We start from the raw sequence: 26,324 nt of genomic DNA on the forward strand, positions 1-26,324 counted from the left end.
CGCGTCAATTCCACTGTGACGCAAGTTGTGCCGTGGTGTTTGTGCGTACGCGTCCCGGACTTGCTTCTGCGCGCAGGGATCCCGCATCGAACGTTCTCGATGGGCGAACCTCGCTGGCGGTCAGGGCGAGAGCGCGTCCACCGGGCCTGCGACGGGCGCGTGGGCCGACGGGCCGGCCCACGTGATGTACCCGTCGGGGCGCACCAGGACCGCGGGGCCGTCGTCGGTGCGCTCCGTCTGCGGGATCCCGGGCGCCTCGACCGGAGTGGCGCCCCGTTCGCGCACGAGCAGGTATCCGCCGCCGCGTTGCAGTTCGGTCACCCGCCCCCGCGCCAACGGTATCTGGCTCGCGCGGGTGCCGATCGGCCCGCGCCGGCCGTAGCGCAGCGTCGTACCCGCGAAGCTGCCCGCCACCAGGTCGCGGACCGCCGGTATCCGAAGCAGGTTGGGCGCCAATAGGTTCCGCAGCAATCGCGCGGGTCTGGGATGCAGGGTAGCCGCGCGGGCGATCAGCCCGGACTGCAGGAGGACCCGTTTGCCGACCGGGTGACGCTCGTCGTGGTAGGTGTCGAGCAGGGCGTCGTCGGCGCCGGCGAGCGCCGCGTCGATCTTCCAGGCGAGGTTGGCGGCGTCCTGGATACCGGTGTTCATGCCCTGGCCACCCATGGGGGAGTGCACGTGTGCGGCGTCGCCGGCCAGGAAGACCCGGCCGTGGCGGTATCGGCGGACCTGCCTTTCGTCGCAATGGAACCGGGACTTCCAGCTGATCTCGGTGACGTCGAAGTCCGCCCGCATGGCGCGCGCCAGGACGCCGATCACCTCGCCGTCGTCGACGGGCTCGCCGTCAGGGACCTGGTGGTTGCGGTCCCACACCATGGCCCGGTACCACGAGCCGCCCGGGTCGCGGCGGCCGTAGGGCGCCAGGAAGCCCAGCGCGTCGCGGGTCGAGCCCACGCGCAGCCCGTCTCCCGACGGTTCGCGCGCCAGCTTCACGTCGGCCAGCACAAGAGACGTGAGCAGCGTCTTGCCGGGGAAGTCGGCGCCCACCAACTCCCGAACGGTGCTGTGGGCCCCGTCGGCGCCGATCACGTAGCGCGCCCGCCAGGTCTGCCGGTGGGCGGGATCGCCGTCGTCCTTGGGCCGGGCCGTGACCGTCACGCCGTCGGCGTCCTGGTCGATGGCGATCACCTCGGTGCCGCGGCGGATGTCGGCGCCCTGGGCGGTCGCGTAGCGGCGCAGCGCGGCATCGACGTTGGCCTGCGGCGTGACCAACACGAAGCGGTAGGGGGAGTCCAGGTGCGTCAGGTCGAGCCGGGCGCCGGCGAACAGCCGCACCCCCGGCGCATGGTGCCCGAGCGCCAGTAGGTCGTCGGCCAGGCCGCGGGCGTCCAGGACCTCGAGCGTGCGCGCCATGGTTGCGAACGCGCGGCTCGACGGGTTCTCGGACGGCCAGCGTTCCAAGACCGCTACCGATCGGCCGGCGCGGGCCAGGTCGCCCGCGGCCGTCAGCCCCGTCGGGCCTGCGCCCGCCACGAGGACGTCGACGTCGTTCATCGCGCCGCCCCTTCCGGCTCCGGGTACCACCGGCGGACGTCGCCCGGCGTGGACAACGCCGCGCGGTTGAAGACGAAGCGGCAGCCGGGCTGCGCCGCATGTGCGGCGTTGACGATCGCCTCGAATAGCAGCGTGTTGGTCGCGACCAGCCGGATCCCGGCGCCGATCAGCACCGCGTCGTAGCGCTTGCCCCCCAGCCACCGGCGGGCCTTGTCGGCGCCCGCCGCGCCGAAGTCGACCAGGCAGTTGTCCGCGTCGTAACCGGCGGCCCGGAGCGCCTCGACGTTGTCATGGTTGGCGGCCCGCAGCGTGCCCTCGGACAATCCGGGGAACTGGGCGAAATCGGGGCTGGAGTAGTCGATCACGGCGGGATCGAGCCCGATCTGTATGACGGTCAATGGCATGCGCGGGACCTCCTCGCGATTGAGTTCAACAGTTGTTGAAGTCAACGGTAGGCACTCGCTGGTTGGCATGTCAACAGTTGTTGAATACACTTCGCGCATGCCTGCTAAGCCGCGCGACGGGAAGGTCACCCGCGAGGCGATCCTGTGCGCCGCGCGTGGCCAGTTCTCGGAGCATGGCTTCGAGCGCAGCACCATCCGCTCCATCGCGGCGGTGGCGGGCGTTGACCCCGCGCTCGTTATGCATTACTTCGGCAGCAAGGCGGACCTGTTCGCGGCGGTGTCGCGGCTCGAGATCGACTTTCCCGATCTGTCCGGCGTGGCTCCCGAGCGCCTCGCGGATGTGCTGGTGCCGCTGTTCGTCGAGGTATGGAACCCCGGGGGTTCGTTTCTGCCGCTCCTGCGGGCGGCCGCGACCAACCGGGCGGCCGCCGACGCGCTGCTACGGGTCTTCGTCGAGCAGGTCGCTCCGGCGCTGGCTGCCATCGCCCCCGACCGCGCAGCCGAGCGCGCCGCGCTGGTGGGCTCGCAGGTCATCGGAATCGCGATGGCGCGCAATGTGGTCGGCGTGCCGTCGCTGACCGGCATGGACGACGCGACGCTGACCGAGTGGCTGCGGCCCGTTCTCGCCCGCTACCTCGCGGGGCCGGCGCCGTAAGGGTGGGCTCGGCGCCTCGAGCGGCGAGGGGCGGCCGGCTCTTCGCCCGCCTCAGCGCGACAACGGTGGCCGGGGAACGCCGTCGTCGCTCGCTCGGCGGCGCGCCCAAGCACCCCGTCCGGTACTTCAACATCAAGAAGAACCCGCGCGTCGAGCTGCAGGACGGCGCGGTCACCCGCGACTTCGACGCCCGCGAGGTGCTCGGCGACGAGAAGGCCGTCTGGTGGGAGCGCGCCGTCGAGGCCTGGCCGGACTACGCCGAGTACCAGAAGAAGGCAGATCGCCAGATCCCGGTGTTCGTCCTGACGCCGGTCGACTGATATCCGGAGCCGGTCGGCATGGCACCATTGACCGGTGTCTGCCGAACTGAGCCACCACCCGAGCTCGCCGATCCCCGCGCCGCTGACCGCGGCGGACATCGACGGCGCGGCGAAGCGGATCGCCTCGGTGGTGTCGCCGACCCCCCTGCAGTTCAGCGACCGGCTCTCGGCGATCACCGGCGCGCAGGTTTACCTCAAGCGCGAGGACCTGCAGATCGTGCGTTCCTACAAGCTGCGCGGGGCGTACAACCTGCTTGTGCAGTTGTCCGAGCAGGAGCTGGCCTCCGGTGTGGTGTGCTCGTCGGCGGGCAACCACGCGCAGGGGTTCGCCTACGCGTGCCGGGCGCTGGGCGTGCACGGACGCGTCTACGTGCCGGCCAAGACGCCCAAGCAGAAGCGTGACCGGATCCGCTACCACGGGGGCGACTTCATCGAGCTGATCGTGGGCGGGGCGACGTACGACCTCGCCGCGGAGGCGGCGCTGGCCGACGTCGCCCGCACCGGCGCTACCCTGGTGCCGCCGTACGACGACCCGCGCACGATGGCCGGCCAGGGCACCATCGCCGTCGAGTTGCTTGCCCAGCTCGACGATGAGCCCGACCTGGTGGTGGTTCCCGTGGGCGGTGGCGGGTGCATCGCGGGCATCACCACGTACCTCGCCGAGCGGACCACCACCACCGCGATCCTGGGCGTCGAGCCGGCCGGCGCCGCGGCGATGATGGCCGCGCTGGCGGCCGGGGAACCGGTGTCGCTGGATCACGTCGACCAATTCGTCGATGGTGCCGCCGTCCGCCAGGCCGGGGCGCTGACCTACGCCGCCCTGGCCGCCGCCGGCGACATGGTCTCGATCACCACCGTCGACGAGGGCGCGGTGTGCACCGCGATGCTCGACCTGTACCAGAACGAGGGCATCATCGCCGAGCCGGCGGGCGCGCTGTCGGTGGCCGGCCTGCTGGAAGCCGACATCGAGCCGGGTGCAACCGTGGTGTGCCTGATCTCAGGCGGCAACAACGACGTCTCGCGCTACGGCGAGGTGCTTGAGCGCTCACTGGTCCACCTGGGCCTCAAGCACTACTTCCTGGTCGACTTCCCGCAGGAGCCGGGCGCGCTGCGCCGGTTCCTCGACGAGGTGCTCGGGCCCAATGACGACATCACCCTGTTCGAGTACGTCAAGCGCAACAACCGCGAGACCGGCGAGGCCCTGGTCGGCGTTCAGCTGGGGTCGTCGGCCGATTTCGACGGCCTGCTCACCCGGATGCGGGCCACCGACCTGCACATCGAGGCGCTGGAGCCGGGGTCCGCGGCCTACCGCTACCTGCTGTAGGCCGCGTTCGGCCGCTGGCGCAGGTAGGGCGGCAGGGGCGTCGCCGGATCGAGATCGCTTGCTGCGATGGGCTTTTCGGCGATCAGGCGTAACGGCACCATGCCCGCCCAGTGGGGCAGCGCGCAATCTGGCGGATTGTCGACGGGACCACCGGCGCGGCTGACCACCTCGCCGTGACCAGCGGGGCGCTGGACGGTATCGAGCGCGCACTCGCCGCCCATCTGCGGCCGGGTGACCGCGTCGCGGTGGAGGACCCCGGTTGGGCCAACCTGTTGGATCTCGTTGCAGCACTGGGGCTTTCCGTCGAACCGGTGCGGGTCGACGATGACGGGCCGTTGCCCGCCGACGGGGGGCGCGCGCTCGACCGCGGTGCCCGAGCGCTCGTCGTCACCGGTCGGGCGCAAAACCCAACGGGCGCAGCACTATCCGCGGCACGGGTGGAGGACCTACGCGGCCTGGTTGCCGGTCGCGACGTGCTGCTGATCGAGGACGACCATTGCGCGGGCATTTCGGGCGCCCCGCTGCACACCCTGGCCGGCTCGACCGACCGGTGGGTGTTCGTGCGGTCGGCGTCGAAGGCCTACGGGCCGGACCTGCGGGTCGCTGTGCTCGCCGGAGACAGCCGCATGGTGGAGCGGGTGCACGGGCGCCTGCGGCTCGGCCCGGGATGGGTGAGCCACCTGCTGCAGGACCTGACCGTGCGGCTGTGGTGCGACGTCTCGGCGACGCGCATGGTCCGCGACGCCGAGGAAAGCTACCGCGCGCGGCGGACCGGGTTGTGTGACGCGCTGGCCGGGCGTGGCGTCGCCGCCCACCGCCGCTCCGGCCTCGACGTGTGGGTCCCGGTGCCCGACGAGACCGTCGCGATCACCCGCCTGCTCGGCGCCGGGTGGGCCGCCGCGCCCGGGACGCGCTTCCGGATCGGAACACCGCCCGGAATACGCGTCACGGTGGCCGATTTGAGCGCCGACGAGATGGCCCGCTGGCCGGCGCGATCGCCGCGGCGGTACTCCCTACCGGGCGTCGGAGCGTGTGAGGATGCCGGCGGCCCGGGCGGCCTCGCCGTAGGCGCGCGCGAGGCCGGCGAGCGACGCGTGGGCGTTGCGGCCGCTGGGGTTGGGGACCACCCACAGTTCCGTGGCGGGGAACGGCGACACCCGCCTGCCCTGCTTCGCCAGCCGGTCGCCGAAGGCATCCCGGTAGGCGGTGATGCCGAGGACCGCGACGACGGTCGGGGAGTACCGGGCGACGGTACGGTCCAGCGTGCGCCGGCCCGCGACGAGTTCGGCGGGCGTGAGCTCGTCCGCGCCCGCGGTCGCCCTCTCGACCAGATTCGTGATGCCGATTCCGCGGCCCAGCAAATACTTTCGGTCGGCGGGCGTAAACCCCGACGAGGCGTCGATCAGGCGATCGGTGATGCCCGCCTGGTAGAGGGCGGGCCAGAAGCGATTGCCGCGCGGAGCGAAGTGCGCCTGCACCGCCGCCGTTCTCAGGCCCGGATTGATTCCGACGAACAGTAACTTCACCTGGTCGGAGATGAGGTCGGGCAGGGTGCTGCCGCGGAACCGCTTCAGTTCGTCGCGGGTGAATCGGACCTCGGCCATAGCGGAGGCCGATGATACCCGTGGCCGGCGGCTGCCCCGGCCGCGCCCATCGTCGCGGGCCAGGGCGGTAGGCCTGATGCGGCTTTTCCACCCTACGAGACTTAAACAGCTGCCGCCTATTTCGGCATGTCGTGTGCGCGATTTATGTGTCGTGGGCGGGCATGGCGGGCCACCCGCCGGCGTCGGCCACGGGTTCACGCCCGACCGGCACCGCATCGAGCACCAGAGCCGCGGGCCCTAGCCGGCCGGCGGCTCTAGCGTCGCGGTGAGGTAGCCGGAGGCGCCGACGAACGAGGCCAAATCGTCGTCGGGCAACTCGAATCCGTTGGCGCCGTAGGCCTGCTCGGTGGTCTGGATGTCCGTCCGCCACCCGTGCGCGGCGAGGTATTCGGCGGCCGTGTTGCGCTCGCCGGTGTAGAACAGCTCGGCCAGGTTGATGTTGGAGCCGATGCGCCGCGACCGCTCGGTCAGTCGCTCGGCCCAGTCCGCGGGGATGTTGCGCATGTCCATGTGCTCCGTCGCGATCCGGCTGCCCGGCGCCGACAGTGCGGCGATGTTGTCGAACAGGCGGTCCTGCGCCGCGGGCGGCAGGTAGACCAGCAGCCCCTCGGCGCTCCACGCCGTCGGCTGCCCCGCGTCGAATCCGGCCCGGCGCAACGCTGACGGCCAATCGTCGCGCAGATCGATCGCGACCGTGCGACGCTCGGCGCTGGGCTCGGCGCCGAGGTCGGCCAGGGTCCGCGTCTTGAATTGGATGACGTCGGGCTGGTCGATCTCGTAGACCACGGTCCCCGCCGGCCACCCCAGCCGGTAGGCCCGGGTGTCCAGGCCCGACGCCAGGATCACGGCCTGCCGGATACCTGCGCCCGTTGCCCGCAGGAAGAAGTCGTCGAAAAACCGGGTGCGCACGGTGATCTGCTCGTTCATCGCCCGGCGATTCAGCAGGGGGTCGTCCTCGCGCTGCTCGAGCTCGCCGTCGATCAGCTTGACGAAGATGTCCATACCCACCGCGCGCACCAGCGGGTCGGCCCACGGGTCGTCGAGCAGCGGATCCGGCCCCTGGGATGCCATTGCCCGCGACGCGGCGACCGCCGTCGCGGTGGCGCCCACGCTGGACGCCAGATCCCAGGTGTCGTTGTCGGTGCGGGCCATTCGCGAACCCCTTTCCGCGCGGACGCGCGTTAGTTAGCTCATTTAAGTGATGTCTCCACTGTACGCCCGCTCCCGCGAGCTCAGCCGGCCACGCGCAGGACCGCGAAGGAATGGCCGTCGAGCACCGTGCTGTCGCCGTCGACGCCGGGCTCGCCCCAGGCCAGCACCGTCTCGCCCGTCGCCGGCACCCGCACCGGCTCGGCGCCGAGGTTGCACGCGATGCGCAACCGCCCGCGGGAGACGACGATCCAGCGCTGATCCTCGTCGAAGTCGACGGCGAGGTGGTCCAGCCACGGGTCGGCCATGTCGGGATCGTCGCGCCGCAGCGCGATGAGTTCGCGGTACACCCGCAGCAGCCGGGCGTGGTCGCCCGAGTCGATCTCGTCCCATTTGAGCTTGGACCGCCAGAACGTCTCGGGGTCCTGGGGGTCGGGGATGTCGTCGGCGTCCCAGCCATGCTCGGCGAACTCGGACTTGCGCCCCTGGGCGGTCGCCTTTGCCAACTCCGGCTCGGGGTGCGAGCTGAAGAACTGGAACGGGGTGGACGCGCCGTACTCCTCACCCATGAACAGCATTGCGGTATAGGGAGTTGCGAGCGCAAGCGCGGCCTTGACGGCGCACTGCCCGGCGGTCAAGTTCTGCGACGGGCGGTCGCCGAGCGCCCGGTTGCCGACCTGGTCGTGGGTGCAGGTGTAGGCGACCAGCCGGGTCGCCGGAATGCCCGTGCCCTCGGTGGTGTCCAGCGGGCGCCCGTGGCGGCGGTGCCGGAACGACGAGTACGTGGCCGCATGGAAGAACCCGTGCCGCAACGTCTGGGCGAGCGCCGCCAGCGAACCGAAGTCGGCGTAGTAGCCCTGCCGCTCACCGGACACCGCGGCGTGGATGGCGTGGTGGATGTCGTCGGCCCACTGCGCCGCCAGCCCGTACCCGCCACGGTCCCGGGGGGTGATGAGCCGCGGATCGTTGAGATCGCTCTCGGCGACCAGCGACAAGGGACGGCCCAACTCTTGCGACAGCCAGTCGGTTTCGGTCGCCATCTCCTCGAGGATGTGGATGGCGGTGGTGTCCACCAACGCGTGTACCGCGTCGAGGCGCAGGCCGTCGGCGTGGAAATCGCGCATCCAGCGCAGCGCGCACCCGATGATGTAGCGCCGCACCTCGTCCGAGTCGGCGTCGGCGATGTTGATGCCCTCGCCCCACGGGTTGCTCGCCGAGGACAGGTAGGGCCCGAACTTCGGCAGGTAATTGCCGGACGGGCCGAGGTGGTTGAACACCGCGTCGATCAGTACGCCGAGGCCCCGCGCGTGGCAGGCATCGACCAGCCGGACGAGGCCGTCCGGCCCGCCGTACGGTTCGTGGGCGCTGTACCAGAGCACCCCGTCGTAACCCCAGCCGTGCGTGCCGGCGAACGAGTTGACGGGCATCAGCTCGACGAAGTCGACGCCGAGATCGACCAGGTAATGCAGCTTTTCGATCGCCGAGTCGAACGTGCCCGCGGGGGTGAAGGTGCCGACGTGCAGCTCGTAGATCACCGCGCCCTCGACTGGCCGGCCGGCCCAGTCGCCGTCGGTCCACGCCGCCGACGCCGGATCCCACAACTGCGAGCGTTCGTGCACGCCATCGGGCTGCCGCGGTGATCGCGGATCGGGCAGCACCGTCGGGTCGTCGTCGAGCAGGAAGCCGTAGCGGGCGTCCGGCGCCGCGTCGACGTCGACATGCCACCAGCCGTCGTCGGAGCGGGCCATCGGGTGGACGTGGCCGCCGACGTCGAGGCGCACGCGTCCGGGTTTGGGGGCCCAGACCCGGAATTCAGTCATTGCTGCGCTCCAGCAAGACGACCGGCAGTTCACCGAACAATTGCGCCGCCGCGGTAGGGCCGCTCGCCATCGCGCCCGTGAGCGCGTCCGTCCAGCGCCCCTTGGGAACGGGGATCACGGTGTTGCCCCAGCCCTTCTCCTTGAGGCGCACCGTCCAGCGGGTCACCGCCACCAGGATGTCGTCACCCCGCAGGAACGCCACCACGTGATCGGCGGCCTCGCCGCCGGCCAGGACGGGGATGTAGGCGCCGCGCAGGAAGCTGTCCGGGCGCGACCTCCGCAGCTTTAGCGCCGTCGTGGTCACCCGGATCTTGGGGTGTTCCAGCGCGTTCAGGGCCGCGCGCCGGGCGGCGTAGTCGACCGGCCGGCGGTTGTCCGGGTCGACGAGGCTGTCGTCCCACAGCTCGGTGCCCTGGTAGACGTCCGGAATGCCCGGGACGGTCAGCGCGAGCAACTTCTGGCCCAGCGCGTCGCTGGCCGCGTGGGGATTGAGCTGCGCGACGAACTCGGTCAGCTGGCCGGCGACGGGCCCGTCGAGCACCGTGCCCAGCCAGCGGTGCACCGCCGCCTCGAATGCCTCGTTCGGGTCGTTCCACGTGGTGTGCCAGGCGGCCTCGCGGATGGCTTTCTCGGTGTAGGCGTGCAGCCGGTCGCGCAGCGCGTCGGTCACTTCTCCGGTGACGGGCCACACCCCGAAGATGTTCTGCCACAGGAACTGTCCGGTCGCCGGGTCGGGGGAGGGCGCCTGGGCCTCCCAGCGCGCGAGAAACTCCGCCCATAGCGACGGCACCTGTGACAGCACGCCGATGCGGGCCCGGACGTCTTCGCCGCGCTTGGTGTCGTGGGTGGTCAGCGTCGTCATGGTTTGCGGCCACATCCGCGCCCGGATGGCGGCGCTGTCGTGGAACTCCGCCGCGCCGACACCGAAGCGGTGCGGCTCGCCGCCCACCTCGTTCAGCGACACGAGCCGGGCGTCGCGATAGAAGTAGCAGTCCTCGCTCGCCTTGGCCGTCACCGCGCCACACAACTGCTGCAGCCGGGTGGCGGGCTCGCCGTCGACGGCCAGAGCGGCGGCGATCACCTGCAGGGCGGGACCCAGTTCCGGTGCGGCAGCTTGCGTTTCGGCGAGCGCCGTGGGCATGATCGCCGCCAGCCCCGGGTAGTCGCACCGGTAGACGCCGATGTGGGTGAGCAGCGTGGCCACCGCCTCGGGGATCTGCGGATGGTCGCTCCCCGCCGCCGCGACGATGCTGCGCCGCAGCCTGCGCAGTTCGCTCGCCAACGTTTCCGTCGCCGAGCGGACCTTGAGGTCCGCCAGCATCTGCGGCATTGCCCCGTAGTCGACGCCGGCCGACTCGACGAGCGCGGTGAGCGCCGGCGCCCCGGCGGGATCGACGAAGACGCCGCCGACTTCGCGCAGCACGTCGTAGCCGGTGGTGCCGCCAATGGGCAGCGTGGGTTCCAGTGCCTCGTCGACGGCCAAGATCTTTTCGATGACGATCCAGCCGTCGGGACCGACCACCCCGCGCAGCCACGCGAGGTACCCGCAGGGATCGGACAAGCCGTCCGGATGGTCGATGCGCACGCCGTCGACCAGTCCCTCGGTGAACCACCGTGCGACCTCGGCGTGCGTCGCGTCGAACACCGCGCGATCCTCCTGCCGCAGGCCGGCCAGCGACGTGATCGAGAAGAAGCGGCGGTATCCGCATGTGCCGTTGCGCCAGCCCACCAGCCGGTAATGCTGGCGGTCATGGACCCGGGCGCCGTCCTCGGGCCCGGTGCCCTCGCCGGTGCCCGGCGCGATGGGAAACGCCAGATCGCCCAGCCGCAGCAGGTCGCCGTCGACCTTCAGGTCGGCGGCGTCCCCATCGGAACCCAGCACCGGCAGCACGATCCGGCCGTCCTCGTCGAGGTCCCAGTCGATGTCGAAATACGTTGCGTAGGAGGAGGAACGGCCGTGCCGCAGCACATCCCACCACCACGAGTTCTCCCACGGTTGGTCGACTCCCACGTGGTTGGGCACGATGTCCACGATGAGCCCGATGCCACGCTCTCGGGCCGCCGCCGACAGCCGCGCCAGTCCGTCGGCGCCACCCAGTTCGGGTGAGACAGTAGTCGGGTCGGTGACGTCGTAGCCGTGATTGGACCCGGTCGCCGCGGTCATGATCGGGGACAGGTAGACGTGCGAGATCCCCAGGTCGTCCAGGTAGTCCAGCAGGTTCAGAGCGTCGTCGAAGGTGAATGCGAATCCGCTCGATTCACCACGCAGCTGCAATCGGTAAGTCGAGAGTATTGGAAAAGGCATGCGTCACATGGTCTTACGTAAGACCAGAAGCGAACGCGCGGGCAGCGAGACCTTCTCTTTGGCATTCACCACCTGGTCGGCTTCACCCGTCGGGTGGTTGGTGTCCAGTTCCACGGTCCACTCCTGCGCATAGTCGTCGTTTGGCATCACGAACTCCACGGGTCCTTCGCCGGCGTTGAAGCACAACAGGAATGAGTCGTCGACGACCCGTTCACCGCGCGCGTTGGGCGCGGTGATGGCCTCGCCGTTGAGGAACACCGCCACACATTTGTGAATGCTCTCGCCCCAGTCCTCGTGCGTCATCTCCCGGCTGCTCGGATTGAGCCAGGCGATGTCGCGCACCTCGTCGCCGCTGCGGATCGGTTCGCCCTCGAAGAACCTGCGCCGCCGAAACACCGGATGGGTCTTGCGTAGCGTGGTCACCTTGCGCGCGAAGGCCAGCAGGTCCGAGTTCTTGTCGACCAATGACCAGTCCATCCACGATAATTCGGAGTCCTGGCAGTACACGTTGTTGTTCCCGTTCTGGGTGCGGCCCAGTTCATCGCCGTGCGCGATCATCGGTGTGCCCTGGCTGAGCATCAGCGTTGCCCAAAAGTTGCGCATCTGGCGACAGCGCAGCGCCATGGTCTCCGGGTCGTCGGTGGGGCCCTCGACCCCGCAGTTCCACGAGCGGTTGTGGCTCTCACCGTCGCGGTTGTCCTCGCCGTTGGCCATGTTGTGTTTCTCGTTGTACGAGACCAAGTCGTTGAGGGTGAACCCGTCATGTGCGGTGACGAAGTTGATGCTGGCGCTCGGCCGCCGGCCGGTCGCTTCGTAAAGGTCCGACGACCCGGTTAGCCGGGAAGCGAACTCGCCTAGGGTTGCGGGTTCGCCCCGCCAGTAGTCACGCACAGTATCGCGATACTTCCCGTTCCACTCGGTCCACAAACCCGGGAAGTTTCCGACTTGGTAGCCGCCCTCGCCCACGTCCCACGGTTCGGCGATCAATTTGACCTGACTGATGATCGGATCCTGCTGGACCAGATCGAAAAACGCGCTCAGCCGGTCGACGTCGTGCAGCTCACGGGCCAGCGTGGCGGCGAGGTCGAAGCGAAAGCCGTCGACGTGCATCTCGATGACCCAGTAGCGCAGCGAGTCCATGATCAGCTGCAGGACGTGTGGGTGCCGTGCGTTGAGGCTGTTGCCCGTGCCCGTGTAGTCCTTGTACAGCCTCGGGTCGCTGTCGACCAGCCGGTAATACGCGGCGTTGTCGATCCCGCGGAAGTTGATCGTCGGGCCGAGGTGGTTGCCCTCGGCGGTGTGGTTGTAGACGACGTCCAGGATCACCTCGATGCCGGCCTCGTGCAGCGTGCGCACCATGGACTTGAATTCGGCGACGCTGGCGGTCCGATTGGCCGCGTACTGATTGTGCGGGGCGAAGAATCCAAAAGTGTTGTAGCCCCAGTAGTTTCGCAACCCCAGATCCAGCAGCCGCGAGTCGTGCATGAACTGGTGCACGGGCATCAGCTCGAGAGCCGTGACGTTGAGCGCCTTAAGGTGGTCGATGATCACCGGATGGGCCAGCCCCGCGTAGGTGCCGCGGAGTTCCTCCGGGATGCCGGGATGGGTCTGCGTCATCCCCTTGACGTGGGCCTCGTAGATGACCGTTTCGTGGTACGGGGTGAGCGGCGCCCGGTCGGAGCCCCAGTCGAAGAAGGGGTTGCTGACCACGCTGGTCATGGTGTGGCCCAGCGAGTCGACCATGGGGGGCGTGCCGGGGTCGAACCCGGAAGAATTGTCGCCCTGGACGGCTTTCAGATCGTAGGAGAACAGCGCCTGCCCGAATTGGAAGTCGCCGTGGAATGCCTTGCCATAGGGATCCAACAGGAGCTTGCTCGGGTCGCACCGGTGGCCGGCCTCCGGTCCCCACGGGCCGTACACCCGAAAGCCGTAGCGCTGGCCCGGGATGATGTTCGGCAGGTAGGCGTGCCAGACGTAGCCGTCAACCTCTTCCAGGGGGATCCGCGTCTCGCCACCGGTGTCGTCGATCAAGCACAACTCGACCTTCTCGGCGATCTCGGAGAACAGCGAGAAGTTGGTTCCGGCGCCGTCGTAGGAAGCTCCCAGCGGGTAGGGGGTGCCCGGCCAGACGGTGGCCAGCCTGGGTCGGTGGGTACCAGCAGCGCCTGTTTCTGAGGCGGGGTTGTTGGTCGGCATCTGTAGACCTTATCCGCGTGGCGGTCCGGTCGAAGGTCGATGTCCCGGCTCCTGCTCAGGCCGTTCCGGCCCGCATCGTCGCAGTAAGCGCCGCTACCACCAGCCCGTGATGGCGCCGATTTGGCGCCCCAACTCGTCCGTCATCGTCCGCACGTAGGTGGGGGACAGGTGGTGCGCGCCGTGATAGATCAGCACGTTGCCCTCGACCGCCCTGCACTGATCCGCGCGGCAGATCGCGTCGGACATGTCGAGCGGTTTGAGCAGCGGGAATTGCGCAACGAAGTCGAGGGTCGGGTTGTGGTCGGCCAGCACCTCGGAGCGCTTGACGCCGCACGACTGGGCATTGCCGCCCTTGGCCAGGCAGTCCGCCGGGTCGACCGGTTTGCCGTTCTTGACCAGCCAAGGCGTGTCACGCATGGCCAGGATCGGAATGTTGTTGTCGGACAACGTCTGCCAGATGCCGATGTAGGTGGCCGGCATCACATCGCCCGGCCGGATGTTCCACGGCCTGGTGGAGGTGGTGAACACGTAGTCGGGGCGGTCGGCGACCAGCTTGTCCATTGTGCGCTGCACCCACTCCCGGCACTGCGGGTACGGCGCGTTGTTGCCCATGATCAGCGGGACCTCTTCGGTGGACAACGGGCAGCCCATCTTCAGGTAGGTCACCACTTTGAAGTGGTGCGCCACGCCGAGGAGCTCGAGCGCGGGCAGCCAGTGCTCGGCGTGCGACCCACCGGCCAGCGCGATGGTGCGGCTCGCGCCGGGGTCCCCGTAGGTGCACACCACCACCGCCGGGTTGACGAAGTCACTGATGCACCCGTCGCGCGTCGAGCGCGGCAGGTCCTGCTTGATCTCCAGCACCGTCGGCCGCATCGGCAGCGCGGGCACCCGCACGTGTTCGGTCAGGGCCCGCGCGCCCGGGTAGTCCTGCGCGTTGAGCACGCTCAGCTCCTTGCCCGCGGCCCGCAGCACCGTGACGTGCTGACGCCAGGTGAACGACGTCGCGGTCAGGGTGACGCCGAGCAGCACCACCGCCGATCCGAGCGCCATCGTCGGCCTGCGCAGGCGGGCCAGCCAGGGGATCGTGACGGCCGCCTCGCCGGACTGATAGCGCAGCGGGTCCTCGACGAGCCGGGTCGTCAGGTAGGCCAGCGCCCCGGACACCAGCAGCACCGCCGTGCCCTCGACGAAGTCGGCGTGCCGGTGCCCCGTGTAGGACAACCAGAAGATGAGCAGCGGCCAGTGCCATAGGTACAGCGAGTACGCCATCGCGCCGAGCGCCACCAGCGGCCGGGCGGCCAGCAGCCGGTTGGGCAGCGGTCGGTCCTCGCCGGCGCGCAGGTTGGCTCCGGCGAGGATCATCAGCATGGTGGCGCCGACCGGGACCAGCGCCCACGGGCCGGGAAACTCCTTGACGCCGTCGATCAGGGCCCCGCAGAGTAGGACGGCGCCGAGGCCCACCGCGGCCGCCAGCGTGCGCAGCCATCCCGGCCAGCGCACGTGTGGCACCACCGCCCCGACGAGCGCGCCGAGCAGCAACTCCCAGGCGCGCGCGAAGCTGTTGTAGTACGCGGTCGTCTGATCGTCCTGATGGGCGAAGATCGCGTAGACGAATGAGGCCACCGTGAGCGCGCTCAACAGCACCAGGAACAGCGTCCGCAGGTGGCCGCCCAGGAACCGCCGGAACGCGGTGCCCCCGGCGATCAGCAGCAAGAACCCGATGTAGAACTGGCCCTGCACCGACATGGACCAGATGTGCTGCAGTGGGCTGACGGCCTCACCGGCCCGCAGGTAGTCCGATGCGGTGCTGGCCAGCTCCCAGTTCTGGTAGTAGCCCAGGCTGGCGAGGCTTTGATCGGCGAAGGTCTCCCACCGGGTCTGCGGTTGCACCAGGATCGTCAGGGCCGCGCAGCCGGCGAGCACGACGACCAGCGCGGGAACCAGGCGGCGAACCAACCGGAGGGCTTCCGCCGGCGGCGACAGCCGGACCGCGGGGTTCAGCGCGGCACGCAGGATCTTGCCGCCGAAGAAGAAGCCGGACAGCGCCAGGAAGACGTCGACGCCGCCGGAAACGCGCCCGAACCACACGTGGAACATGGCGACCAAGGCGATCGCGACGCCACGCAAGCCGTCGAGGTCGTGGCGATAGAAGCCCGCCGACCGCGTTCCCATGTCGACCGGCTGCACGGTGGCGAGCGGCGGGGAAGGCGGCGACAGGGTAAGCATGATCGCCCGCTAATTTACCGAAAACCGCCACTCGCTCCCTGTTGAGCGCGCAGGGGAGCGGGTGGCGGCTTCGGAACGCCGGTGTGTTTTACCGCGCGGTGTTGATCGGCGCCTGCTGCACGGGCGCCTGTTGGGCAGGCACCTGCAGGGGCATCTGCTGCAGCGGGGCTTGCTGGACGGGAACCTGCTGGGCAGGCAGCTGTTGCGTCGGCACCTGCTGCAGCGGGGCCTGTTGCGTCGGCACCTGCTGCAGCGGGGCCTGTTGCGTCGGCACCTGCTGGAGGGGCGCCTGTTGTTGCTGCAGCGGGGCCTGTTGCGTCGGCGCCTGCTGGGCGGGCGCCTGCTGGGCCGGCAGCTGCTGCAGCGGGGCCTGCTGGGTGGGGATCCCCTGCGTGCCGAGCACCCGGACCAGGTACGGCGTCATGCCGGTGCCGCGCACGGGGGAGACCTGCACGACGTCGCCCACCTCTAACATCTGGTTGTTCCCGAGGTACATCGCGACGCTCTGCGTCCCCTCGGGGCCATAGAAGATGAGGTCACCCCGGTGGGCCTGCTGCGGCAGGATCTTCTGGCCGGAGCGGTACATCTCGCCGGACGACCTGGGGAGCCTGATCCCGGCGCCGGCGTAGGCGTACTGCATCAGCCCGGACGCGTCGAAGCCGACGGTCATGGCGCCGGAGCCCTTGCCGCGTGTGGGCCCGGTGGGGCCGCCGCCGGCCCACGCGTACGGCACGCCGCGCTGCGAAAGGCCCCGCATGATGACAACGTCGGTGGCTTGTTGGTAGTCCATTGGCCTGGTGCCCGGGTCGGCCGCGGCGATGCCGAGGCCGAGCAACGGCGCCACGAGCATCACCAGACCTATCGCGAGGGCGTGGATGCGTTTCATTGTGGGTTCCTTCCTCGGGCCTCGGCGCGGTGACTGCGCGCGTCGGCCGCGGTTGCGACTGGCGCCGGACGGCTCCTCGTCGGGGCCCGATGCCCGCCGCATGAGCTTGATGCGAACCCTCGGAGGGATCCCAGTTTTCACACCAGTCACTACAGACACTTTTTACAACGAAAGGTGCCGCGGGAAAACGCCTGGTGAGACGCGCGGAGGATTTTTATCGCAACCGTGACCGGACGGTGACTGCGACGACGAATCGCCTATGCGCAGTTGTGATTTCGGTCTCAGTTGGCGCCGGTCCGGGTCACCGGGCGCGGGTCAGATCCAGTACCGCTCGCTGAACGTGGTGAGGATCGAGCCGGCCACCGAGCTGACCATGAGGACGGCGAGGGAGAGCACCGGCCAGAAGGACATGTACCAGCCCTTTAGGAGGGAGACGAACGGGCCGACGACGGCGGCCGCAATCGCCGCACCGATACCGCCCCACACGACGGGATGAATGTAGTAGTCCACGCCGTACGGGACGGGACCGCAGGTTTCCCCTTCGCACACGTTGTCGAGGAAGCCGTAGAGCCGGGCCGGCCAGGTCGTCGCGGTGGCGAGGGTGATCAGCAGGGCCAGCAGCGCGATGGTGCAGATCACGTCCCAGGCCGCCACCCGCAGGCGCAGCACGCGAGGCTTCACCTCGTCCGACGGCCGCGCGACGAGGGGAGTCTTCGGCACCGGTGGCTCCTCGGTGTGATCGGGGTAGGGGATTTCGGGCTGATGCGGCCAGGCCATGGGGTCCCATGCTTCCCGATGGTTGGGATTTGTGCGACCCGGTTGTTTACCCTCGACCACTATGCCCGCGGCGAAGGCCGGGTTGACACCCGAGCAGATCAGCGCGATCGACGCCGCGCACGTGTGGCATCCCTACAGCACCATCGGCGGCGAGTCCGTGGCGCCGGTGGTCGCGGTCGCGGCGCGCGGCGCCCGGCTGACGCTGATCCGGGACGGCGCGCCGGCCGAGGCGCTCGACGCGATGGCCTCCTGGTGGACCGCGATCCACGGGCATGGCCACCCCGTCCTCGACGCCGCGCTGACGGCCCAGCTGGGCGTGATGAACCACGTCATGTTCGGCGGGCTCACCCACGAGCCCGCGGCCCGGTTGGCGCAGCTGCTGGTCGAGATCACCCCCGCGGGCCTGGAGACCGTCTTCTTCAGCGACTCCGGGTCGGTGTCCGTGGAGGTCGCGGTCAAGATGGCGCTGCAGTACTGGCGCGGTCGCGGCCGGCCCGGCAAGAGCCGCCTGATGACCTGGCGCGGCGGCTACCACGGTGACACCTTCACCCCGATGAGCGTCTGCGACCCCGATGGCGGCATGCACGCGCTCTGGACCGACGTGCTGGCGCGCCAAGTGTTCGCCCCGCCGGTGCCGCGCGATCACGATCCCGCCTACAGCGCGGCGTTCGAGGCGCTGCTGGAGCGGCACGCCGGGGAACTGGCGGCCGTGATCGTCGAGCCCGTCGTGCAGGGGGCGGGCGGGATGCGCTTCCACGACCCGCGCTACCTGCGGGACCTGCGCGAGGCGTGCCGACGGCACGACGTGCTGCTGATCTTCGACGAGATCGCCACCGGGTTCGGCCGCACCGGCGAACTCTTCGCCGCCGACCACGCCGGGGTCAGCCCGGACATCATGTGCGTGGGCAAGGCGCTGACCGGCGGATACGTCACCCTGGCCGCGACCCTGTGCAGCACCGAGATCGCCCACTCCATCAGCGCCGGTGAGGCCGGCGCCCTCATGCACGGCCCAACGTTCATGGCCAATCCGTTGGCGTGCGCGGTCTCGGTGGCCAGCGTCGAGGTCCTGCTCGGCCAGGACTGGCGAGGGCGGGTGGCCGGGATCGGCGCCGGCCTGACCGAGGGGCTCGAGCCCGCCCGGGCGCTGCCCGGGGTGACCGACGTCCGCGTCTGCGGCGCCATCGGCGTCATCGAATGCGAGCGTCCCGTCGACCTCGCCGTCGCGACCCCGGTCGCGCTGGACCACGGCGTCTGGCTGCGCCCATTCCGCAACCTCGTGTATGCGATGCCGCCGTACATCTGTTCCGGGGACGAGATCGCGCAGATCGCCGCCGCGATGGTCGAGGTCGCGCGGGTCGTCTGAGATCCCCGCCTCGAGGGCTTTGCGTCTCGCCCGAGTGGGACCGCGACTAGGCTTCGCCGGCTTTGCTGGGAAATGGTGACCGCAATTTCGGTGCACCGCCGAGCGATTTATCGCGAACCAACGGGATCGCGGAAAACCCGCCCCGCGTCATTCTACTTGTGTGTAATGTCCCCTAACGTGCGTGACGTGAGTCATGCCTGTGCTGTGCCGCCGGGTCGATTGAATGATCAGGTCGGAGGTAGGTAGAGATGTCGTATGTGATTGCCGCGCCGGACATGCTGATGGCGGCCGCCACCCACGTCGCGGCCGTCGGGTCGACGGTCAACGCCGCCCACCTGGAGGCGGCGGCGCCGACGACAGCGCTGTTGCCCCCGGCGGCCGACGAGGTGTCGTCGGCGGTCGCCGGCCTGTTCTCCCGGGTGGCGCAGGAGTATCACGCGCTGGCCGGGCAGGCGGCGGCATTCAATCAGCAATTCGTGCAGCGCCTGACCGCAAGCGCCAATTCGTACGCGGCGACCGAGTTGGCCAGCGCCGCGTCCATGCAGCCGCTGACTCCCGCCGCGGGATTGGATTTGAACGCCCTCGTCGCCGCATTGCCTGGCCAATTGCTCAACGTCGCCAACGGCTTATGGAATCTATTGGCGACCGCGACGGCGGCGGTGTGGAACGTTGCGTTCGAAATCGCCCTGATTCCTCCGTTGCTCGCATTCCTGGCGGCGGGCCTGGCGTACTTCGCGCTGGGGGTCGCCATCATCGCGGTCCAGGCCAGCCAATTGTTCGTATTGGCGTTTTGAGCTGACGGAACGGTTCCCGGCGGCAAGAACCAAGTGCGGAGGATGAACATGTCGTATCTGGTGGCGGCGCCCGAGGCGTTGACCGCGGCGGCGGCGAAGGTGGCGGCCGTCGGTTCGGCGGTCAGCGCGGCCCACCTGGACGCGGCGGCCCCGACGATCGGGCTCGTCCCCGCGGCCGCCGATGAGGTTTCGGCGGCAGTCGCGCAGGCGTTCTCGCAGGCCGCCCAGGAGTACCACATGCTGGCCGGGCAGGCGGCGGCGTTCAATGCGCAGTTCGTGCAGCAGCTGACCGCGGGGGCGAACTCCTACGCGGCCGCCGAGGCCGCCAACGCCGCTTTGGCGCAACTCGGGAACGCGACCGCGCCTGCCGATGTGAGCACCCTCACCGGCTCGCTGCCGCCCCAGGTGCTCACGCTGTTGAGCGGCGCGGCGAACGTCCTCACCAACGACGCGACCATTTACGGCAACATCCTCACCGGGGTGGGGAGCGCCTGGATCAACGTCGCAAACGAGGCGGGTGTGCTTTCGTCCCTGGTGGTGGAGAAAGCCGGCCAATGGCTGCAACTGTGGACAGCCCAGCTTCCCGGCAGGATCGCGGGGCTCATTCCGACGTCGCTGCCCGGCCTATGAGCCGAATGTTGCCCTAACCCAGCCCTAACCCGGCAAGACCGGGATCTCCGCCGTGACGGGTTCGTCGTCGCGCGGATCCTCCCGAAGCAGCAACGAACGCACCACCTGGCGGGGCGCTTCCGACCTGAGCATGAAGCTGGCCGGGCGCGGGCGAACCGTTTGCGGCCACCAGAACCAACGGCCGAGAAGTGCCGCGATGGACGGCGTCATGAACGAACGCACCACTAACGTGTCGAACAACAGGCCGAGGCCGATCGTGGTGCCCACCTGACCGATGATCCGCAAATCGCTGAAGATCATCGATGCCATGGTGAAGGCGAAAACCAGCCCAGCGTTGGTCACCACCTTGCCGGTACCCCCCATGGCCCGGATGATCCCGGTGTTGATGCCCGCGGCTATCTCCTCTTTCATGCGAGATACCAGCAGCAGGTTGTAATCCGATCCGACCGCCAACAGGACGATCACGGACATCGGCAGCACCATCCAATGCAACTTGATGCCGAGGAGATATTGCCAGGCCAGCACCGACAGCCCGAACGATGCGCCCAACGAAAGCAATACCGTGCCCACGATGACGAGCGCGGCGACGAAGCTGCGCGTGAGGGTGAGCATGATGATGAAGATGAGGCAGAGCGCGCCGACCAGCGCGATCCACAAATCGTATTGGGCGCCGTCGCGGAAATCTTTGTAGGTGGACGCGGTGCCGGCGATGTAGATCTTGGCGCCCTGCAGGGGCGTCGTCTTGAGGGCCTCGGTGGCCGCCGTTCTGATGCGGTCGACCCGCGCTATCCCTTCGGGCGTGGCCGGGTCGCCCTGGTGCAGGACGATGAACCTCGCGGCCTTCCCGTCGGGGGACAGGAAGGAGCTCATCGCCCGCTGGAAGTCGGGGTTCTGGAATACCTCCGGAGGCAGGTAGAACGAATCGTCGCTCTTGGCGGCGTCGAACGCCTGGCCCATGGCCGTCGTGTTCTGGCTGGTGTCGTCCAGCTCGCCCAGGACCCCCGACATGGTGCTGTGGTTCGTCAGCAGGAGGGTGCGCGTGGCCTCCGTGATCGCGATCAGGGGCGGGAGCTGCCGAAGCAATTGCTCCGACAGCTGATCCACTTTCATGGCGTCGCGGACCAGTTCCTTCATTTTGTCGCTGATATCGTCGATGCCGTCGAAGGTGTCGAATATGGACCTCAGCGAATAACAGATCGGGATATCGAAGCAGTGCCGTTCCCAGTAGAAGTAACTGCGCAGCGGGCGTAGAAAGTCGTCGAAATCCGCAAGGTGATCCCTCAGCTCGTCCACCACCACATTCATCTCGATTGCGATGCCGACCGAGTCATGAGTCAGGGCGGTGAGCCGCTGCTGCAGGGCATACAGCTTTTTCATGATCTCGATCTGTCTAGCCAGCAGATTGGCCTGCGTCAGCATGTCATTCATGCGGTCCTTCATGAACCTGACGTTCTGGAGCATGGCGGCGTTCTGCATGCTGATGATGAACGGTATGGACGTGTGCTCGATCGGCGTGCCCTCGGGTCGGGTGATGCCCTGCACCCGGGCAATGCCCGGAACGCGAAAGATGGCGCGGGCCAACTTGTGTAGCACCAGAAAATCGGCCGGATTCCGCATGTCGTGGTCAGACTCGATCATCAGGATGTCGGGCATCATCCTCGACTGCGAGAAATGACGGTCGGCCGCGGCATAGCCCAGGTTGGCGGGAAGGTCCTCGGGCAGGTAATTCCGGTCGTTGTAGCTGGTCTGGTAGCCCGGCAGGGTGATGAGGCCGACCAGCGCCACCGCCAGGGTCGCGACGAGAATCGGCGCGGGCCAGCGGACGATCGCGGTGCCGAGCCCGCGCCAACGACGTTGTGCGATCTTGCGTTTGGGGTCGCACAGGCCAAAGCGACTGCCCACGACGAGGACCGCGGGCACCAACGTCAGGGCGACCGCGACCGCGTCGATCATGCCGACGGCGCACGGCACCCCGATGGTTTGGAAGATGGGCATTCGCGTGAAGCTCAGGCACAGCATCGCCCCGGCGATCGTCAGCCCGGAACCCAGGACGACGGGGGCGACCCCACGGTAGGTGGCGTAGTAGGCCGCTTCCGGGTCTTCGCCGGCCTGGCGGGCCTCCTGGTACCGGCCGAAGAAGAAGATGGCGTAGTCGGTCCCGGCCGCCATCGACAGGGCAACCAGCAAGTTGATGGCGAACGTCGAGAGCACGACGACGTTGTTGTCGGCGAGGAACGCGATGATCCCGCGTGCCGACCCCACTTCGATCCCGACCCCCAGCAACACCAGGATCACCGTGGTGATCGAGCGGTAGACCATGAGCAGTACGAAGAAGATGATCACGGCGCTGACCAGGGTCATCTTGAGCAGGGAAGCGTCGCCACTGCGCTGCATGTCCGGGACCAGCGCGGCCGGGCCGGTGAGATGGACCTCGACACCCGCGGGCGGGGGCAGCTGTTTGATGATGCCGCGGACGGCCGCTACGGATTCTTGTCCCAGGGTGGTGCCCTGATTGCCGGCCAGATTGACTTGCACGTACGCGGCCTTGCCGTCAGGGCTCTGCACGCCGCCCGCGGTGATTCGATCTCCCCACATGTCCTGCACGTGTTCGACGTGCCGGCGGTCGTCGCGCAACCTGCCGATCAACGTCCGGTAGTAGGTGTGCGCGTCGTCCCCCAGCGGTTGCCTGCCCTCCAGGACGATCATGGCGAAACTGTCCGAATCGGATTCCTTGAAGAGCTTTCCCATGCTGGCCATCGCCCGCACCGACGGGGCGTCCTGCGGGGCCAGCGGTACGGAGTGTTCCCGGCCGACCTCCTCCAACTGCGGGACCCCGAGAGTCACGAGCGCCGTCAGGGCCACCCACGCCAGGATGATCAGTGGCGACACCGCGCGGATCGTCCGCGCGGTCCGCGGGCGCCGAGGCGGTTCTGTGCTCATGGTCGCCGGCAATGTCTGCACCCGATCCCCGCTATCGCAGCAGCAGGGCACGCACCAGCGGGCGAGGGCCGGTGGGGCGGAGGAGGGAACTGGCGGGTCGGGGGCGCACGCGCTGCGGCCACCAGAACCAGCGCCCGAGCAGCGCCGCGATGGAGGGTGTCATGAACGCGCGCACGATCAGCGTGTCAAACAGCAGACCCAGGCCGATCGTCGTGCCCACCTGGCCGATGCTCAGCAGGTCGCTGACGGCCATGGATGCCATGGTGAACGCGAAGACCAGGCCCGCGTTGGTGACGACCTTTCCGGTGCCACCCATCGCACGAATGATTCCGGTGTTGAGCCCGGCGCCTAATTCTTCTTTCATGCGGGCGACCAGCAACAAGTTGTAATCGGAGCCCACCGCCAACAGGATGATCACCGACATCACCAGCACTGCCCAGTGGATCTGCACGCCGAGCAGAAACTGCCAAATGAATACCGAGAGCCCGAATGACGCGCCGAGCGAGAGCAGGACCGTGCCGACGATGGCGAGCGCGGCGATGAAGCTGCGCGTGATGATCAGCATGACGATGAAGATGAGGCACAGCGCCGCCACGCCGGCGATCGCCAGATCGAACGTGGAGCCCTGGACGATGTCGCGCACCAGCGCCGCGGTGCCGGCCAGATAGACCTTCGAGTCCTCCAGCGGGGTGCCCTTGAGCGCCTCCTGAGCCGCGCTCTTGATCGCCTCGACTCGCGAGATGCCCTCGGGCGACGCCGGATCGCCGTTCTGGGAGATCAGCATGCGGACGTCGCGGCCGTCTGGCGACAAGAAGATGTTGATGACCCGTTGAAAGTCTTTGTTCTTCAAGACTTCCGGCGGTAGATAGAAGGAATCGTCGTTCTGGGCGGAGTCGAATGCCTTACCCATGGCGCTGGAATTGCCGCTGTTGTCGTCCATCTGCCCCATGACGCCGGACATGGTGCTGTGCATGGTCAGCAGCATGGTGCGCGAGGTCTGCATGATCGCGATCATTTCCGGGAATTGCGTCAACAGCTGCGGCAGGAGCACGTCGATCTGGTCGAGGTCGATTAACAGATCGCTCAGCTTGTCGGTGAGCAGGTCCACCCCGTCGATCGCGTCGAAGATGCTTCTCAGCGACCAGCAGATGGGAATGTCGAAACAGTGCCTCTCCCAATAGAAATAACTGCGAAGCGGCCTGAAGAAGTCTTCGAAATCCGCCACATTGTCGCGCAGATGCTTCGTAATGTCCTGCACTTCACGGGTTTTGCTCACGAGATCATGGGTGGTGGCGGCCATCTGCTGGAGCAGTTCGTACGTGTGTTGCATGATGTTGACCGCATCGGTCACCATGTCGGCCTGCTTGAGCAGGTCGTTCATGCGCTCCTTCTGGAAGAACATGAATTGTTTCTGGCCGGTTAGCTGCATGCTGAGCAGATACGGGATCGTCGTGTGCGCGATGGGGGTGCCCTGCGGCCGCGTCACGGACTGCACCTTGGAAATACCGGGAACGGCGAGAACCGCCTTCGCGAGTTTGTCCAGCACCAGAAAATCGGCGGGGTTGCGAAGGTCGTGGTCCGTCTCGACCAACAACATTTCGGGCGCCATCATGGCGGAAGCGGGAAAGTGTCGCGCCGCCGCCTCGAAACCCAGGTTGGCCGCGATGTCTTTGGGGATGTACTTCTGGTCGTTGTAACTGGGCTTGTATGCCGGCAGCGTCAACAGCCCGAGAAGGGCGATCGCCAAAGTCGCGACCAATATGGGCCCGGGCCATCGGACGATCGCCGTGCCCACCCGGCGCCATCCGCGAACCTGGATTTTGCGCTTGGGATCGAAGACGCCGAAGCGGGTTCCGACGGCGAGCACCGCCGGAATCAGGGTGACCGCGACGGCCACCGCGACCGAGACGCCCACCGCGCACGGGACGCCTAGGGCTTTGAAGAATGGCAGCCGGGTGAAGCTGAGGCAGAACAGCGCGCCGGCGATGGTCATGCCGGACGCCACCACGACCTTGGCGACGCCGCGGTACGAGGTGTAGTAGGCCGTTTCCCGGTCCTCGCCGGCCTGGCGCGCTTCCTGGTAGCGCCCAATGAAGAATATGCCGTAATCGGTCCCGGCCGCGATGCACAGGGACACCAGCAGGTTCACGGCGAAGGTGGTCAGGCCGATCACGCCGAAGTGGCCGAGGAACGCGACGATTCCCCTGGCCACCTGCAATTCCATGCCGACCACCACGAGCAGGAGGATGACGGTCAGGATCGACCGGTAGACCAGCAGCAAGGTGACGAAGATGACCGCGACGCTGACGGCGGTGACGGTCGCGATGGTTCGGTCGCCACTGTGGCTCATGTCCGCGGAGATCGCCGCCGGCCCGGTGACGTAGGCGTTGACCCCGGGTGGCGCGGGCGTCCTCGCGACGATGTGCTGCACGGCTTCGACCGATTCATTGCCCGCGGCCTGGCCGGATTTGCCCGCGAGCGACAATTGGACATATGCGGCCTTGCCGTCGGAGCTTTGAGCGGCGCCCCGGGTGAGCACGTCACCCCAGAAGTCCTGAATGTGCCGGACGTGCTTCGTGTCGTCTTTCAGCTGCAGGATTAGGCGGTCGTAATATCTGTGCGCTTCTTCTCCCAGCGGTTGCTGGCCTTCCAAGACGATCATCGCCGCGCTACCGCCGGAATCCGATTGCTTGAAGTCCTCGTTGAGGCGCTTTGCGGCCTTGAAGGACGGCGCGTCTTCCGGATTCAGCGATACGGCGTGTTCGTTCTCCACCTGCTCGAGCGCCGGGACGCCCATACTCAGCATCGCAATGATCCCCACCCACGCGAGGATGACGAGCACCGAATATCGGTAAACCGTGCGCGCCACCAGGGGTCGACTATTGGTCAACTGGTGGTTGCTCATGCGGCCTTCAACATGCACGAGGTGAATGCGCTCACCTGATGCGTGACCTTCTCGGATTTGACCACGCCGTCGATCAGGATTCGGCAGCCGATGCTGTCACTGTCGCCCTGCGCGGAAACACTGCCGATGGCGGTCGCCGCCGTGATGTCGAATTCCCGTGACCACGGCAGATCCGCTCCCTCGACATGCTGAGGTTCACCGTCAGCGTCGAAATAGCTGATCAAGGCGGTGGTTCCCGGCGGGCCGAAGACCTCGTACCTCAGGTGCTGCGGGTTGTAGGACTTTGTCTCGTCTTTTCTGGCGTTCCCATACGGCGCGGATTTCTCGGAGCCGAAAACGCCATGCAGTCGCGACACCGTCAACCCTCCGCCGGCGATCACGGCCAGGATGACCAGTGGGATCCAGAGCTTCCGCAAAAGCCCGAAGACGATCGATGCCGGATTACGCCGATTCTTGGGTGGACGACCCCCTT

The 26,324-nt window shown here is 68.1% G+C and carries 18 protein-coding genes and 2 pseudogenes; 7 read left to right on the top strand and 13 right to left on the bottom strand.

Annotated features, from left to right (window positions below; translation table 11 throughout):
- Nucleotides 1–120 precede the first annotated feature (120 nt).
- Together SKC42_RS08995 and SKC42_RS09000 are read right to left on the bottom strand one after the other, a co-directional pair.
- The gene (locus SKC42_RS08995) at nt 121–1,554 is read right to left on the bottom strand and encodes an FAD-dependent monooxygenase (RefSeq protein WP_330963962.1); all 1,434 of its coding nucleotides are present in this window, start codon (nt 1,552–1,554) and stop codon (nt 121–123) included.
- Entirely contained in the window at nt 1,551–1,958 is a 408-nt protein-coding gene (locus SKC42_RS09000; RefSeq protein WP_330963963.1) for a hypothetical protein, read from the bottom strand. Before SKC42_RS09000 ends, SKC42_RS08995 begins: the two co-directional genes overlap by 4 nt.
- A 97-nt stretch (nt 1,959–2,055) precedes the next feature.
- On the opposite strand from SKC42_RS09000, the gene SKC42_RS09005 reads away from it, so the two are divergent.
- From SKC42_RS09005 to SKC42_RS09025, 4 genes and pseudogenes are all read left to right on the top strand, one after another.
- Nucleotides 2,056–2,613 (top strand): TetR/AcrR family transcriptional regulator, encoded by a 558-nt coding sequence (locus SKC42_RS09005; RefSeq protein ID WP_330963964.1) that lies wholly within the window; start codon nt 2,056–2,058, stop codon nt 2,611–2,613.
- Between the two features lie 89 nt (nt 2,614–2,702).
- A pseudogene (locus tag SKC42_RS09010) lies at nt 2,703–2,933 on the top strand (nitroreductase/quinone reductase family protein); the annotation flags it as partial.
- Between the two features lie 34 nt (nt 2,934–2,967).
- Nucleotides 2,968–4,257, top strand: a complete 1,290-nt coding sequence (gene ilvA / locus SKC42_RS09015; RefSeq protein WP_330963965.1) for a threonine ammonia-lyase — start codon at nt 2,968–2,970, stop codon at nt 4,255–4,257.
- Nucleotides 4,258–4,415: 158 nt separating this feature from the next.
- Nucleotides 4,416–5,293, top strand: a pseudogene (locus SKC42_RS09025) (aminotransferase class I/II-fold pyridoxal phosphate-dependent enzyme); the annotation flags it as partial.
- Here the strand turns inward: SKC42_RS09025 and SKC42_RS09030 are convergent.
- From SKC42_RS09030 to SKC42_RS09065, 8 genes are all read right to left on the bottom strand, one after another.
- A complete protein-coding gene (locus tag SKC42_RS09030) occupies nt 5,271–5,861 on the bottom strand; it encodes a mismatch-specific DNA-glycosylase (RefSeq protein WP_330963966.1) in 591 nt (196 codons plus the stop codon). The pseudogene SKC42_RS09025 and the gene SKC42_RS09030 sit on opposite strands and share 23 nt — an antisense overlap.
- Before the next feature lie 237 nt (nt 5,862–6,098).
- Nucleotides 6,099–7,013: a class I SAM-dependent methyltransferase gene (locus SKC42_RS09035; RefSeq protein ID WP_330963967.1), complete on the bottom strand. Its 915-nt coding sequence runs from the start codon at nt 7,011–7,013 to the stop codon at nt 6,099–6,101.
- Nucleotides 7,014–7,093: 80 nt separating this feature from the next.
- Nucleotides 7,094–8,830 (bottom strand): malto-oligosyltrehalose trehalohydrolase, encoded by a 1,737-nt coding sequence (gene treZ / locus SKC42_RS09040; protein WP_330963968.1) that lies wholly within the window; start codon nt 8,828–8,830, stop codon nt 7,094–7,096.
- The gene (treY, locus tag SKC42_RS09045) at nt 8,823–11,135 is read right to left on the bottom strand and encodes a malto-oligosyltrehalose synthase (protein ID WP_330963969.1); all 2,313 of its coding nucleotides are present in this window, start codon (nt 11,133–11,135) and stop codon (nt 8,823–8,825) included. The genes treZ and treY overlap by 8 nt, the downstream gene beginning before the upstream one ends.
- A gap of 3 nt (nt 11,136–11,138) precedes the next feature.
- Entirely contained in the window at nt 11,139–13,331 is a 2,193-nt protein-coding gene (gene glgX / locus SKC42_RS09050; protein ID WP_330963970.1) for a glycogen debranching protein GlgX, read from the bottom strand.
- 93 nt (nt 13,332–13,424) lie between these two features.
- Entirely contained in the window at nt 13,425–15,557 is a 2,133-nt protein-coding gene (locus SKC42_RS09055) for an acyltransferase family protein (RefSeq protein WP_330963971.1), read from the bottom strand.
- Between the two features lie 88 nt (nt 15,558–15,645).
- Nucleotides 15,646–16,443, bottom strand: a complete 798-nt coding sequence (gene ripD, locus SKC42_RS09060; RefSeq protein ID WP_330963972.1) for an NlpC/P60 family peptidoglycan-binding protein RipD — start codon at nt 16,441–16,443, stop codon at nt 15,646–15,648.
- Nucleotides 16,444–16,758: 315 nt separating this feature from the next.
- A complete protein-coding gene (locus tag SKC42_RS09065; protein WP_330963973.1) occupies nt 16,759–17,220 on the bottom strand; it encodes a hypothetical protein in 462 nt (153 codons plus the stop codon).
- 61 nt (nt 17,221–17,281) lie between these two features.
- Between SKC42_RS09065 and SKC42_RS09070 the strand changes: the two genes are divergently transcribed.
- The 3 genes from SKC42_RS09070 to SKC42_RS09080 all read left to right on the top strand — a co-directional run bounded on the left by SKC42_RS09070 (nt 17,282) and on the right by SKC42_RS09080 (nt 20,007).
- Nucleotides 17,282–18,583, top strand: coding sequence for an adenosylmethionine--8-amino-7-oxononanoate transaminase (locus SKC42_RS09070; RefSeq protein WP_330963974.1), 1,302 nt, complete (start codon nt 17,282–17,284; stop codon nt 18,581–18,583).
- Between the two features lie 248 nt (nt 18,584–18,831).
- Nucleotides 18,832–19,377, top strand: a complete 546-nt coding sequence (locus SKC42_RS09075) for a PE family protein (protein WP_330963975.1) — start codon at nt 18,832–18,834, stop codon at nt 19,375–19,377.
- Between the two features lie 48 nt (nt 19,378–19,425).
- Complete coding sequence (locus SKC42_RS09080) at nt 19,426–20,007, top strand: PE family protein (RefSeq protein ID WP_330963976.1); 582 nt, start codon at nt 19,426–19,428, stop codon at nt 20,005–20,007.
- A 24-nt stretch (nt 20,008–20,031) separates the two neighbouring features.
- Here the strand turns inward: SKC42_RS09080 and SKC42_RS09085 are convergent, their stop codons facing one another.
- The 3 genes from SKC42_RS09085 to SKC42_RS09095 are packed head-to-tail and all read right to left on the bottom strand — an operon-like array spanning nt 20,032 to nt 26,268.
- On the bottom strand, nt 20,032–22,947 hold the full coding sequence (locus SKC42_RS09085) for an MMPL/RND family transporter (RefSeq protein WP_330963977.1): 2,916 nt from the start codon (nt 22,945–22,947) through the stop codon (nt 20,032–20,034).
- Nucleotides 22,948–22,978: 31 nt separating this feature from the next.
- The gene (locus SKC42_RS09090; protein WP_330963978.1) at nt 22,979–25,852 is read right to left on the bottom strand and encodes an MMPL/RND family transporter; all 2,874 of its coding nucleotides are present in this window, start codon (nt 25,850–25,852) and stop codon (nt 22,979–22,981) included.
- Complete coding sequence (locus SKC42_RS09095; RefSeq protein WP_330963979.1) at nt 25,849–26,268, bottom strand: MmpS family protein; 420 nt, start codon at nt 26,266–26,268, stop codon at nt 25,849–25,851. The genes SKC42_RS09090 and SKC42_RS09095 overlap by 4 nt, the downstream gene beginning before the upstream one ends.
- Nucleotides 26,269–26,324 lie beyond the last annotated feature (56 nt).

Origin of the sequence: Mycobacterium sp. 050134 (genome assembly GCF_036409085.1) — a bacterium.
GTDB lineage: Bacteria > Actinomycetota > Actinomycetes > Mycobacteriales > Mycobacteriaceae > Mycobacterium.